At 44.0% G+C, this 12,956-nt stretch carries 11 protein-coding genes; all 11 read right to left on the reverse strand.

The window, feature by feature from the left end; genetic code table 11:
• Nucleotides 1–14: 14 nt before the first annotated feature.
• The 11 genes from HOP38_RS22965 to HOP38_RS23015 all read right to left on the reverse strand — a co-directional run bounded on the left by HOP38_RS22965 (nt 15) and on the right by HOP38_RS23015 (nt 12,769).
• Nucleotides 15–827 carry a hypothetical protein gene (locus tag HOP38_RS22965; protein ID WP_031493891.1) on the reverse strand — a complete coding sequence of 271 codons (813 nt, stop codon included), beginning with the start codon at nt 825–827 and terminating at the stop codon, nt 15–17.
• A gap of 179 nt (nt 828–1,006) precedes the next feature.
• On the reverse strand, nt 1,007–1,282 hold the full coding sequence (locus tag HOP38_RS22970; RefSeq protein ID WP_031493892.1) for a nitrogenase-stabilizing/protective protein NifW: 276 nt from the start codon (nt 1,280–1,282) through the stop codon (nt 1,007–1,009).
• A 133-nt stretch (nt 1,283–1,415) separates the two neighbouring features.
• Complete coding sequence (locus tag HOP38_RS22975; RefSeq protein ID WP_006069412.1) at nt 1,416–2,513, reverse strand: alkene reductase; 1,098 nt, start codon at nt 2,511–2,513, stop codon at nt 1,416–1,418.
• Nucleotides 2,514–2,523: 10 nt separating this feature from the next.
• Nucleotides 2,524–2,910: a lactoylglutathione lyase gene (gene gloA / locus HOP38_RS22980; protein ID WP_006069411.1), complete on the reverse strand. Its 387-nt coding sequence runs from the start codon at nt 2,908–2,910 to the stop codon at nt 2,524–2,526.
• Between the two features lie 210 nt (nt 2,911–3,120).
• A complete protein-coding gene (katG, locus tag HOP38_RS22985) occupies nt 3,121–5,292 on the reverse strand; it encodes a catalase/peroxidase HPI (RefSeq protein WP_198559091.1) in 2,172 nt (723 codons plus the stop codon).
• Nucleotides 5,293–5,488: 196 nt separating this feature from the next.
• Nucleotides 5,489–5,698 carry a hypothetical protein gene (locus HOP38_RS22990; protein WP_198559092.1) on the reverse strand — a complete coding sequence of 70 codons (210 nt, stop codon included), beginning with the start codon at nt 5,696–5,698 and terminating at the stop codon, nt 5,489–5,491.
• Nucleotides 5,699–5,958: 260 nt separating this feature from the next.
• Complete coding sequence (locus tag HOP38_RS22995) at nt 5,959–7,131, reverse strand: MerR family transcriptional regulator (RefSeq protein WP_198559093.1); 1,173 nt, start codon at nt 7,129–7,131, stop codon at nt 5,959–5,961.
• A 137-nt stretch (nt 7,132–7,268) separates the two neighbouring features.
• The gene (locus HOP38_RS23000) at nt 7,269–8,171 is read right to left on the reverse strand and encodes an AraC family transcriptional regulator (RefSeq protein WP_198559094.1); all 903 of its coding nucleotides are present in this window, start codon (nt 8,169–8,171) and stop codon (nt 7,269–7,271) included.
• A 3-nt stretch (nt 8,172–8,174) separates the two neighbouring features.
• Complete coding sequence (locus tag HOP38_RS23005; RefSeq protein ID WP_198559095.1) at nt 8,175–10,247, reverse strand: ATP-dependent helicase; 2,073 nt, start codon at nt 10,245–10,247, stop codon at nt 8,175–8,177.
• A 145-nt stretch (nt 10,248–10,392) separates the two neighbouring features.
• On the reverse strand, nt 10,393–11,940 hold the full coding sequence (locus HOP38_RS23010) for a glutamate synthase-related protein (RefSeq protein ID WP_124941313.1): 1,548 nt from the start codon (nt 11,938–11,940) through the stop codon (nt 10,393–10,395).
• A 112-nt stretch (nt 11,941–12,052) separates the two neighbouring features.
• Nucleotides 12,053–12,769: a GntR family transcriptional regulator gene (locus HOP38_RS23015; protein ID WP_198559096.1), complete on the reverse strand. Its 717-nt coding sequence runs from the start codon at nt 12,767–12,769 to the stop codon at nt 12,053–12,055.
• Nucleotides 12,770–12,956 lie beyond the last annotated feature (187 nt).

A 12,956-nucleotide genomic window follows, 5' to 3' on the forward strand; every position in this document is an offset into this window, starting at 1 on the left:
TCAAAACGACTCGACTAAAACTGATAGTTGAACTCGACACGTTGATCACCATCGAAATAGGATTGATCGTGCGTCCAGTTAGCAAAGTAACGAACGTTAAAACGTGGAGTGAACTGGTAAGAAACTACAAACTCATTAGTAAAAACAGAACCTGCATCCGTCCAAGCTTGCGAGCCCGCTAAAGGCGTGACCCACATTGGGTTATAGTTAACCCACAACTTGTCTGTAATTGAATATTTGCTATAGCCACCAACAACGGCATAGACGCCAGGTAAGGTATATCCGATGTATTGATCGTCTGGGTTCACTTGGCCTGAAGATACCTGTTCAACTTTATCACCAGTAAACTTGCCGTTTTTGACCTGAACGCCGACACCAGCTAATGGATAAAGTTGTAACCCACCCCATTTAGGTAGCGCTTGGATAAAACTATAAGAGGTGTTCAATGCTTCTTGTTCGACGTTGTAATTCAAATCAATTTGTCGACCAAGACCGTTTGTCGTGTTAATGGTGAAATTACGGAAACGAACTGAGTCGACAGAATCATCGCGTTCTGAAGTACCAGACCAACCTAATGAGCTACCGGCAAAGCCTTTAATCTCCAATACGTTCATAGCCATCGTGTCGTCATTCCCGGTGTCATAAGCTCGACCGATTTTTACGTTTAAGCCTTTATCCGTCAGCCCTGCTCCCGCTTGTGTGTACACTGCTAAAGGGTCAGACATGTCTTGTACACCATCGCTTGCGTTAGCAGCGACCGCGTTTGAAACAAAGCCAGACATTAGCGTTGTCATAACAAGGGTGGAAAGAAGGTTTTTTGATTTCATCGGATAAATTCTCGTAGTGATTAACTGTTGATGAGAATCTTAAGGATTAGCCGATATATGATCGATGGAGGAGAGTTTAATAGTGGATTTAGTCTGGTTTAATCAATATTAAAATCAACTAAAACACTTTACTATCAGCACTTTAGCTTTGTAACATTCGGAAGGATTACAAATGATTATTATCGTCTGATGCAGGAAGTACATCCACGACAAGCTGAACGAGTATGTGGATCGAGTCGTCCCCTTTGAACTTTGCAGTAGGCATTGCGAAGGACTCGTCTTGCGGCAAACCAGTCTTCTGGCTTTTGCATAATCAAGTAGCCATTGAACCGTTTTAATAAAGGTAAGCGATACTCTTCGACAAATTTACTGTCAAACTCAACCTCAAAGTACTCGAACACCTGCTCGATAGAGGTAAATTCGGTAAGCTTGCTTTGAATGTCAGTGAAACTCATCGGTCCTAGGTCTACAAAAATTAATACAAATGAACAGGCAAAGGATTGTACTAAAGCTGCGTTTGGTTGTCACAAAAGTAAAAAAGCCCAAAGCACATCTCGGCGCTTTGGGCTTAAATACAACAAATAACAATTACGCGTGGTACTCTGGGTAATCTAATAGGCCCACTTCGTTACCACCAAACAAAGTATTTGGATTATGCTCTGCTAGCGGATAACCGTGTTCTAGGCGACTCGGTAAGTCAGGGTTGGCGATAAACGGACGACCAAAACCTACCATATCAGTAATACCGTCAGACAGTGCTTTTTCGGCTTTCTCTTGGTTGTAGCGACCAGCGTAAATGATCGTACCTTGGTACGCTTCTCTTACTGCGGTTTTAAATTCCGCTGGTGTGTCTGGGGCATCATCCCAATCGACTTCTGCAATGTGCATATAGACTACGTGGTGTTTTTCCAATACGCGAGCCGCAGCAGTGTAAGTATCAATTGGCGTTTTATCGACTGTGCCGTTAAGTGAAGTAAATGGCGCAAGACGAACACCTACTTTGTCGGCACCAATCGCATCTACGACAGCTGCGACGACTTCATCTAAAAAGCGAAGACGATTTTCGATTGGACCACCGTATTCGTCATCACGGTTGTTTGCTTCAGAGTCAATAAATTGGTTGATTAAATAGCCGTTTGCACCATGCAATTCGATACCATCAAAACCAGCCTCGATCGCATTTAGTGCTGCTTGACGGTATTGACCAACGACTTCTTGAATATCTTCTTTTGTCATCGCACGAGGCTCGACCACATCAACAAAGCCAGGTTCGTTCGAGCCATTATCCACAAATACTTTTACGTTTTCAGCTTTTAGAGCCGAAGATGAGATAGGCTGCTTGCCACCAATATTGTCTGGATGTGTGACACGACCAACGTGCCAAAGCTGAGCAAAGATAGCTCCGTCTTTTGCGTGTACGGCATCAGTGACTTTTTTCCAACCCGCGATTTGCTCGTCTGAATAAATACCAGGAGTCCAAGCATAACCTTGTCCCATTGGTGAAATTTGTGTGCCTTCGGCAACGATTAAACCAGCAGACGCGCGCTGTGCGTAGTATTCGGCCATCATATCGTTAGCAGAGTTACCAGGTTGAGTCGCACGAGAGCGAGTCATAGGTGGCATTACGATGCGGTTTTTTAGTGTTAATGAACCAAGCTGAATTGGTTGAAACATTGAATCTGTCATTGTGATACCCCTATTTGCTCGTTTGAATAAGCTCAATTGAATAGCCGTCTGGATCTTTAACAAAAGCGATGTGCGTTTCGCCACCTTTCATAGGACCCGGAGCGCGAGTAATGTTGCCACCAAGTTGCTCAATGCGCTCACACGCTGCATAAATGTCCTCACAACCAATCGCAATATGTCCCCAAGCGTTACCTTGGTCATAGTTGTCTGTATCCCAGTTGTAAGTTAACTCAATAGTCGAACCTGCATCTTGACCTTCGTAGCCCACGAAGACTAGCGTATAGCGATACTCTTCATTTTCGAAACGATCCAACATTTTCATGCCAAGCACTTCAGAATAAAACTTGATGGACTTTTCTAAGTCCACTACTCGAATCATGGTGTGTAAAACTTTCATGTAACCCCTCGGCAGAACTCTTGTTAGCGCAGTAAAACAAGCCAACAACGTTATATGGTTATTTCCAACTGACGCTAGAGTAAGGCAAATGGGAAAGTAGGTGAAATTATCTAATATTATAATTTTGATAATTTTTTGGAATGATTAAGGGTAGAGAACAAGTGAAAAAAGAAAGTGGCCTTGCACATTAGCAAGGCCACATTATCTTGGTTATTTCAAATCAAAACGGTCAGCATTCATTACCTTAGTCCACGCAGCAACAAAGTCAGTCACAAACTTTTCTTTGTTATCATCTTGCGCATAGACCTCAGCATACGCTCTTAGTATCGAGTTAGAACCGAATACAAGGTCAGCACGCGTCGCAGTCCATTTCTTGACACCATTAGAACGATGCACGATATCAAAGGAGTTTCGGCCTGTTGGCTTCCACTGATAGTTCATGTCTGTAAGATTAACGAAGAAGTCGTTGCTCAACACTCCAACACGCTCAGTGAAGACACCGTGAGCACTGCCGTTATAGTTAGTCCCTAACACACGCATCCCACCGATGAGAACCGTCATCTCTGGTGCGGTTAGACCCATCAATTGAGCACGGTCTAACAACATCTCTTCCGGTGTTGCAGCATAATGCTGTTTTTGCCAGTTTCGGAAACCATCTGCAAGAGGTTCTAGAACTTCAAAAGATTCGACGTCAGTTTGCTCTATGGTTGCGTCACCTCGACCAGGAGCGAATGGTACGTTCACATTGAACCCAGCAAGTTTTGCTGCTTGCTCCACACCCACATTACCCGCTAACACAATCACATCAGCAACACTTGCGCCAGTATCGGTTGCGATACGCTCAAGAACTGGCAGAACCTTATTCAGTTTCTCTGGTTCATTTCCTAACCAGCCACGCTGTGGCTCTAGACGGATTCGAGCCCCATTAGCCCCGCCACGTTTATCTGACTGGCGATATGTACGTGCACTATCCCAAGCCGTTGTAATCATTTCCGTTGCGCTTAAGTCTGACGCTAAGATTTTTTCTTTTACGTCTTCAATATCATAATCCGTTGAGCCCGCAGGAACAGGATCTTGCCAAATTAGCGCTTCAGTTGGCGCTTCTGGACCAATGTAAACTGATGATGGTCCCATATCACGGTGGAGTAACTTAAACCAAGCGCGAGCAAACACCTCGGAGAACTGCTCTGGATTATTGTAAAAGCGTTCAGAGATCTTACGATATTCTGGGTCCACTTTTAGCGCCATATCGGCATCAGTCATCATAGGATTGTATCGGATGCTTGCATCTTCTACGTCTACCGGCTTATTTACCTCATCAATCGCAACAGGTTCCCATTGCCATGCGCCTGCTGGGCTCTTAGTCAATTGCCACTCATGTGATAACAACATTTCGAAGAAACCGTTATCCCACTGAGTTGGATGTGTAGTCCAAGCGCCCTCAATGCCACTAGTTACAGTGTTACGACCGATACCACGAGACTGATGGTTGTTCCAACCTAAACCTTGCTCAGAGATATCCGCTCCTTCTGGAGATTCACCAAGTTCGGCAGCGTTACCGTTACCGTGTGCTTTACCAACTGTATGACCACCAGCCGTCAGGGCCACGGTTTCTTCGTCATTCATTCCCATTCGAGCAAAAGTGACTCGCATATCCTGAGCGGTTTTGAGTGGATCTGGTTGACCATCAACACCTTCAGGGTTCACGTAGATAAGGCCCATCATGACCGCAGCTAATGGGTTTTCTAAATCTCTATCACCAGAATATCGACTGTTTTCACCTTTACTGTCTTGAAGCCATTCTTTTTCAGCGCCCCAGTAAATATCTTTCTCTGGCGACCAGATATCTTCACGACCAAATGCGAAACCGTAGGTTTTTAGCCCCATCGATTCGTAAGCAATATTACCCGCATAAACGATAAGATCAGCCCAGCTAATTTTGTTGCCATACTTTTGCTTAATTGGCCAAAGAAGGCGACGTGCTTTATCTAAGTTTGCGTTATCTGGCCAAGAGTTTAGGGGGGCAAATCTTTGGTTACCCGTACTCGCACCACCTCGGCCATCGCCAATTCGATAAGAACCGGCTGAATGCCATGCCATGCGAATCATTAAACCGCCGTAATGGCCCCAGTCAGCCGGCCACCATTCTTGGCTATCGGTCATTAATGCTGTTACGTCTTGCTTCAATGCGTCAAAATCCAGCGTTTTTACCGCTTCACGATAATCAAACGCTTGTCCTAGAGGATTCGTTTTAGCATCGTGCTGATGCAAAATATCTAAGTTAAGTGCGTTGGGCCACCATGCAACATTAGAACCTTCTGAAGAGGTAACTGCTCCATGCATAACTGGACATTTACCAGTAGTTGTATTTTCTTGCTTCATAATATTTCACCGATTTTATTTATAACTTTTAACGATTACGACAAGCACACTATTTTTAAATAAGCGAAGCCAAGAATTTACCCAGCTTCAACTGTGGATTTATTAGTAATTAATATTTCATTACACCGAATTCAATCAAATATTAACTACCTAAATATAAACAATGTGACCATCCATTTATTAGTAGAGGTTTGAGTTACACCGCTATAATATAGTCACTATCATAATCCCAGTGACCATAGACTTCCGTTTCAAATCTCTTCCGTTCGTTGTTATCGTCAGTTAAACGTCCAACGCTTTTTCGATTGTTATGCTCGAACGTGCCTTGGTTGTAGTTCTCCGACCGAACAACACTCTTAACTCCAAATGAGCTAAAAACCATATCACTATAAGGGTTCGCTTTCATGAAACACCTCCTTTGCCGTTACTAAGCAAACTATAGTGCGCTCCAGCGGTTTACACCATTGGGCTTATCCTATTTCTAGGATAGGGAAAACCTATCGATGCGTTAACTACTAAAGTTAGATTCAATATAAGTAGATTTTTTAAAAATGAAATATAAAAAGGCAGATAAGAATCTTGCACGTTTTAAAGCAAAACATGCAAGATTATTGGGAGAGTGGTGAAGATAACTAAAATACGCTATTAGCTTATTGCTAATAAAGATTAATTACTCTTTTTTAGAAGGAATAAATGGTAGCCAAACTCATCAGAATATTGAGTACAAATATGGACTTCGTGTTGAATATCTTTCCATGCGGGTTTATTGGACATTTCGGACGTCATTTCAACCACTCGTTCACCCAATGGACCATAATAGTTCATCCACCCAGATTGACTCAGCGCGAAGTTATCGATCACTTCATAACCTGCCTTTTTCATTTGCGCTAACCGTGTCTCAACAAGTTGAATGTCTGGGTATTCATGGCTCCAAAACTGTTTCGATTCGTCACTCGGTGATGTCGTTTTCCATACCATGTCGCTCACCATCAGATAGCCCTCTTGTTTCAACAAAGGTTTCCAATCCATTAAAGCCTTTTCGATTCCCATGATGTAAGCGCTTCCTTCTGCCCAGATCAATTCAAAGCTCTGTTTGTCGAATGGTAGCTCGGTCATGCTCGCAGTAACTGTCTTGAGCCTGTCTTGCCACCCTTGCTCAGCAAAACGTTCAGAAAGACGTTCGAGCGCTGTCGACTCATTATCAACAGCAGTGATAACTGCATTACTTTGCTCTGCCAGTACTTTTGTGGCTAGACCTTTACCACAACCAATTTCAAGGATATTTCGTGGCGTCGTCGGTAGTAAACTCAGTGCCTTTGCTGTGTCCTCTTCACTACCTGGCCCCCAGCGTTCTAATGTCTGGAAAACCTTCATAAAATCGGACATGTATTCGTCGTGTTCGTTCATATCTTTTGATAACCATTTCAAGTGCAAGGCGTCTTTTTCGCTAAACCCTTGCTTAATTAACCAATCCAAGTGAGCATCAGGAGCCAGTTTGTCCAAATCACCATGCCAAGCTTTAAGGTCACCTTCCCCAAGTAACGCCGCGAGTAATTGCAACGACTGCTGTTTTTGCTCAATTTCTTGTTGTAGGACTTGCAGTCGGTTCTTGAGTAGCTCTCGATCCACCTTAGCTTCTAAGCAGGCCTTACACTCTTTAAGTGTCAATCCACCTGCCTGCAACTTCTGAATCAAACGGACTCGCTGTACATCTTTATCGCTGTAAACACGATAGCCGTTTTCTAGTCGTCTACCTGAAATCAGCTTTTGCTTTTCATAGTAAAGTAAAGCCGTTCGTGACAAGCCGACCATTACTGCTAACTCTGAGATTCGATACAAATCCAATGCCTCTATCTGTCTAGATGATTAACCACTTTAAACTATAAAGTTATAGACAGGTCAATGAGGAAAGTGAAGAAAAAAGACGGGAGACACGAACTGTTCATACTGCTGTCCGTGCCTTTTTACAAATGACGTTATGCTTTGATTGCAGTACAGAAACTCACATCTGCTGTATTCGTTTCCAGATTATAGGAATGGTAAAGTTCGAAACAGGGCCTATCGTCACTATCAAGCTGCTGTTCAACAACTTGCCCCATCAGCTCTTCCCACGCAGGTCCATATTGCGACTTTTCAGTAATCGTTTTGCGAATACAAGCGTATTTACCGCCATCAAATGACATCAACTCGACACCGTTAGATACGTCTACAGTTGACTCAACCAACAAACAAATATCGGTTCGGCATTTATCTGCTGGGGTGATCTCTGGGTTATCATGATAAACGAAGATACTGGTGTTCCCAGCTAGACCTTTTGGGCCTGCCCATGTGTAAAGTGTATCGATTGCAGGTTCATAGTTTTCTCCGTATGGGCCAGTCACTCGCACGTAAGCTAATTGACCAGATTCAAAAGTTTTAATATCCATCATTGTGCTCCATGTTTTTGATTCGGCTTCAGTATAGAGGTCGGCTTCGCCATTCTCGTGTCCATTATTGCGAAGCTTGTGTCCAATCTTGCTGTTTCGCATCAAGCAGCCGTACTCCTCCATATCACGGCAATTGCGAATGTCCGTTGGCGTGATTCCAAAGTACTTTTTAAAGGCTTTTGCCAAGCTTTGAGAGCTCGCGAAGCCACTATCTAATGCCACCGTGGTGATGTCTGGTTTGTTATAGAACAGCTCGTTAGCGGCTTGTTCTAGTCTCAATCGACGAATAAAGTCGTTCAGCGTCTCTCCTACCACTGCTTTGAATATTCGATGGAAATGGTACGGTGACAAATGTGCTTTCTCTGCTACCTGTACCAAATTTGTAGGATTGTCATAGTGACTTTCTAGATAACGAATTACCGGTCGTAGTCGTTTGTGGTAGTCAGTCTTCATCGCCTAGTCCTTCCACATTCCAAGTACGGTTTTACGGATATCGGTAATCGCTTTCGCAGCGATTTTTTTATCCTGAGCATCCGGTGCTATTTTCGGATAGTGCACTCGGTTTAAGTGTTCACACAACGAGTCCGTCATAAAACGGCTCTTGCCTCCATACACATGCTTATCACCCCAACTCTGTTGCTCCGGTACCCAATATTTCATCGGCTGCATGAGATGCAGTTCTTGCTTAGCACGCGTCATGGCTACATACAGTAAGCGTCTTTCTTCTTCTAACGCTCGTTTGTCGCCCACTGCATATTCATTAGGGAAGTTGCCATCAGCGACATTGAGAACATAAACATTTTGCCACTCTTGCCCTTTCGCACTGTGTACCGTGGAGAGAATTAAAAAGTCATCATCGATTTTAGGGTTGCTTGCTAAATCACCAGTCGACTGCGGTGGGTCAAGAGTCAACTCAGTCAAGAACCGTTCACGCGTACTGTATTGACCGGAAATCATTACAAGCTGCTCGACATCACCCCAACGAACAAAATGGTCATCGTAATTCAGTTCTAATAATGGGCTATAGAGAGTTGCAAGAAGGCTCAATTGTTCTGCCCACGGTACAGCGTTACTGTTTATCGTGAGTAGAGATTCGACTAACGTTTTAAACTCCACTCTTGCCGACATCGGGACTTTACAATCAGACAGCGCACTGAACTGATATTGATGCGCCTTTAAATGCTCGATGATATTGTTAGCGGTTTTAGGTCCAATACCAGCAAGCAATTTCAACACTCGAAAAGCAGATATGGTGTGTTTTGGATTATCAGCCCAGCGAAGAATAGAAAGAAGATCTTTAACATGAGCGGCTTCAAGAAACTTCAGGCCACCATGTTTAACATAAGGAAGATCACGGCGCGTTAACTCAAGTTCCAATCTGTCGCTATGATAGCTAGAGCGAAATAGCACAGCTTGTCGTTTCAGCTCAATGCCCTCTTCCCTCGCTCTTAGAATAGATTCAACGATATATTCCGCTTGCTTAGCGTCATCTTCCACTGTGACAAGTTGAGGTTTAGGCCCTTGTTTTCGCTCCGAATGTAGCTCAACTTTATAACCTTCTTGTCCTTCATTAAGTAGTTGATTGGATAAATCCAAAATACCTTGATGTGAGCGATAGTTGGTTGTGAGCGTAATGACTTTTGCAGGCGGAGAAAACTGTTGTGGAAATTCCAGAATGTTGTCGACACTCGCCGCTCGGAAGCCGTAGATGGATTGCGCATCATCACCGACCACGGTTAACCCTCTTCCATCAGGAAAGAAGGCTTTGAGCATGCCCGCCTGAAGTAAGTTGGTATCTTGGTATTCATCGACCAATATGAAATCGAATTGAGCTCGCACTTTATTTGCTATCTCTGGCACTTGAGCCATATGGAAGCAGTAAAGTAACAAATCATCGTAATCTAAACAGAATTGTTCCGCTTTCTGCTCCGCATACTGAGCAAACAATATCTTGAGTTCAGAGCTCCACTCTGCACAATATGGGAAATATTGCGCGACAACCTCTTCGACAGCAGTTTGGCTATTCACGCAACAAGAATATATTTCTAAACAGGTTTTCTTTTTTGGAAAACGTCTATCGGTATTGGTAAAGCCAAGCTCAAACCGCAGCACATCCAACATATCCGCTGCGTCATTTCTATCCATAATGGTGAAATCACTTTCGAGGCCGATAAGGGCAGCATGTTCACGCAACAATCTTGCGGCGATAGAATGAAAAGTCCCCATCCAATCAAGCTTGACTGGGTGATATTGTTTACGCTGCTCATTAACCTGCTGCTCTGCAATTCGATTCGCGCGAGTAGCGAGCTCAGCAGACGCCCTGCGAGCAAACGTCACCAACAAGATTTTCTCTGGCGGTACACCTTGAACTAATAGCTGAGCCGTTTTGTGAGCTAAGGTATTGGTCTTGCCCGTTCCCGCGCCAGCAATAATAAGTAGCGGGGAGTGGTTACTCGTATTGCCTGATTTTGGCATACCAAAATCGACGGCGAGCTGTTGTTGGTGATTAAGAGTGATGGGTTGTGCCATGGTGTGCTCATCTAACTATCTTGGACAGTATAAGATTAGCATGAATACTGTTTTTATATACAGTAAAAGTATAAGTATGCGATCTGTGTGGTACTCAACTGGACAAATGGTGAGTTCGTCCAGCTGAATAATAAGGCGTTAGATACTAGGTTGAACCCTCTTCATATCCAGCATAGGCAATGCCGGAAAGCCGTGCCATATTATGATTCCAAGTAGCAAGGTCGTATTTGTTGAACTTACTCAAATCATCATGACCACAGGCTCTCGCCATCACTTGCATGAGTTCCACCGACGCCTCAAAGAAGTTTTTTAGTTGATGGGATGCTTTTTCAACATTGAGTCGTTGCCTCAAATCGGCTTTTTGCGTTGCGATGCCCGCAGGGCAATTATTGGTGTTACACATTCTCGCAGCGACACAACCAATAGATTGCATTGCACTATTTGATATCGCGACCCCATCAGCACCTAATGCGAGTGCTTTAACGAAATCCATCGGTACACGAAGACCACCAGTGATAATTAGCGTAACCCTGCCACTCGCACCTTGCTGATCCAAATAACGCCGCGCTCTGGCTAGGGCTGGAATAGTTGGCACACTGATATGATCCCGGAACATTTCCGGAGCCGCACCCGTCCCCCCACCTCGACCGTCGAGAATGATGTAATCCGCACTGGCATCAAGCGCAAACTGAATGTCCTCTTCAATATGGTTTGCACTCAATTTAAACCCGATAGGAATACCTCCTGTAACTTCTCTCACTCTGTCAGCGAATCGTCTAAAGTCTTCAGCCGTATTCAGGTCTTTAAATGTAGGAGGAGAGATAGCGGGTTCTCCTTCAGGAATACCTCTAACTTGAGAAATTTTGCCGATATTCTTGTTACCGGGAAGATGGCCTCCGGTGCCAGTTTTCGCCCCTTGTCCGCCTTTGAAATGAAACGCTTGCACCGATTTGAGTTTACTTTCATCGTAGCCAAACCCTGCGCTCGCCAACTCATAGAAATAACGCGAGTTTGCCGCTTGCTCCTCTGGCAGCATCCCCCCTTCACCCGAACAAATACCTGTACCGGCTAACTCCGCCCCCGTTGCTAATGATACCTTTGCTTCTTCTGACAGAGCACCAAAACTCATGTCCGAAACAAATAAAGGAATGTTAAGCTTCAGCGGCTTCTTGGCCTTAGGTCCAATGACCAATTCAGTCCCAACGGCAACGTCTTCAAGTAGAGGTTTCGTAGCCATTTGAGCAACCATAACTTGTATGTCATCCCAGTGGGGTAACAAATGCCTAGGCACGCCCATTGACGTCATTGGGCCATGATGTCCAAGCTTAGACAGCCCTTCACGGGCAAGTTGATGTATGAGTTCGACTGTTGGTTCTTCTTTCGTTTTAACCGCCACGGGCCCATCACTCGCCTTTTGGCTCACACCAGGCCCTTCTTGACCAACTTGCTCATCACTAAACTGTTTGTGGGAGCCATCGCAATATGGAAGGTTTGCTGAGTGCTTGCAACGACACAAATACGCATCGCCCGATTTATCAGCACTGAAGCTTTGTGGTTTAAACTCCGTTCCTGCATGTGAACCGTCGCAGTAAGGTTGGTTTTTTGAACGTCCACAAGTGCAAAAGTAATGCTCTTGTCCACCTTCTAGCTCAACCTTTATCGGCTTGTTATCGGCAATTATTGGTTTGCTCATAATGCTTATCCTTGTTATCCACACTTTCTATGAAGGGGTAACGATAAGCATAGGTCAAAAAACCAACGATAAGATACGTCCAAAGAATCGACAGAGCATCACGTTGGAAACGTTAGAGCTGAGTATCACTCTTTACATATGTCGTAGAGAACTCATAACTATCGCAAATGTGCCTAGCCACTGAATATTCGAAGATTTGTCCGTTATCTAGATAGGCATTTTGGGCCACATTCACTAGATGTTCCCCTATAGGAACACTGAGGTAGTCCGCCTCTTCAACGTTAGCGTTGACAATCGTGATGCGTAAATTAGCGCTATGAATAGTGAGCTTCAGTTTGTCAGATATGTAGCCATATATCGAGTCTTTGACATGTTCGATAGCTAAGCTAGGGACAATTTTTGCTGACAGATAGATATACTCAACGATTGATGGCACGCCATCTAATACTCTGATTCGCGCTATGTCATAAACTGGATCACCAACGTTGCATTTTAGTTTTTCCGCTATCAACGCGTTTGCGGGCACCGAACTGAACTTAACAACGCGAGTGTGAACAGTTTTACCCTTATCTTGGGCTCGTTTTTTGGTTCCAAGTAAATGAGAGTCAGATACAGCATCAGGCTTTTGTTTGACGAATGAGCCAGCTCCGCGCTTACGTACTACCAGCCCTTCTTTCACTAAGAAGTCCATGGCTTTTTTGATGGTTATTTCACTGCATTCAAACTCCGCGGCCAACGATCTGCCATCTGGGAGTTTTTCCTCCGACGAGTACTCTCCAGAAAGAATACGTGTCTTCATTTCACTATAAATGCCCTGATATTTAATCATTTATCAATGCCTATGCTATCCAATATACATCGGCAAATAACCTGCCTTTACTCTTTGCCCCAAGGGTACTTCCTTCTGTATCAAGAAACAAGCAACGATACAAAACCATATTTAATTTAGTCTAAACTCCATCACAAATCGCCAATAAAAGTGATCAGAATCACCATATTGAGCAGACATATTTGTA

It is taken from the genome of Vibrio mediterranei, assembly GCF_013364395.1.
Taxonomy (GTDB): domain Bacteria; phylum Pseudomonadota; class Gammaproteobacteria; order Enterobacterales; family Vibrionaceae; genus Vibrio; species Vibrio mediterranei.

Coding starts and splice junctions, on each gene's coding strand:
- HOP38_RS22965 (WP_031493891.1), bottom strand. CDS start 827: ATGAAATCAAAAAACCTTCTTTCCACCCTTGTTATGACAACGCTAATG.
- HOP38_RS22970 (WP_031493892.1), bottom strand. CDS start 1,282: ATGAGTTTCACTGACATTCAAAGCAAGCTTACCGAATTTACCTCTATC.
- HOP38_RS22975 (WP_006069412.1), bottom strand. CDS start 2,513: ATGACAGATTCAATGTTTCAACCAATTCAGCTTGGTTCATTAACACTA.
- gloA (WP_006069411.1), bottom strand. CDS start 2,910: ATGAAAGTTTTACACACCATGATTCGAGTAGTGGACTTAGAAAAGTCC.
- katG (WP_198559091.1), bottom strand. CDS start 5,292: ATGAAGCAAGAAAATACAACTACTGGTAAATGTCCAGTTATGCATGGA.
- HOP38_RS22990 (WP_198559092.1), bottom strand. CDS start 5,698: ATGAAAGCGAACCCTTATAGTGATATGGTTTTTAGCTCATTTGGAGTT.
- HOP38_RS23000 (WP_198559094.1), bottom strand. CDS start 8,171: ATGAAGACTGACTACCACAAACGACTACGACCGGTAATTCGTTATCTA.
- HOP38_RS23005 (WP_198559095.1), bottom strand. CDS start 10,247: ATGGCACAACCCATCACTCTTAATCACCAACAACAGCTCGCCGTCGAT.
- HOP38_RS23010 (WP_124941313.1), bottom strand. CDS start 11,940: ATGAGCAAACCAATAATTGCCGATAACAAGCCGATAAAGGTTGAGCTA.
- HOP38_RS23015 (WP_198559096.1), bottom strand. CDS start 12,769: ATGATTAAATATCAGGGCATTTATAGTGAAATGAAGACACGTATTCTT.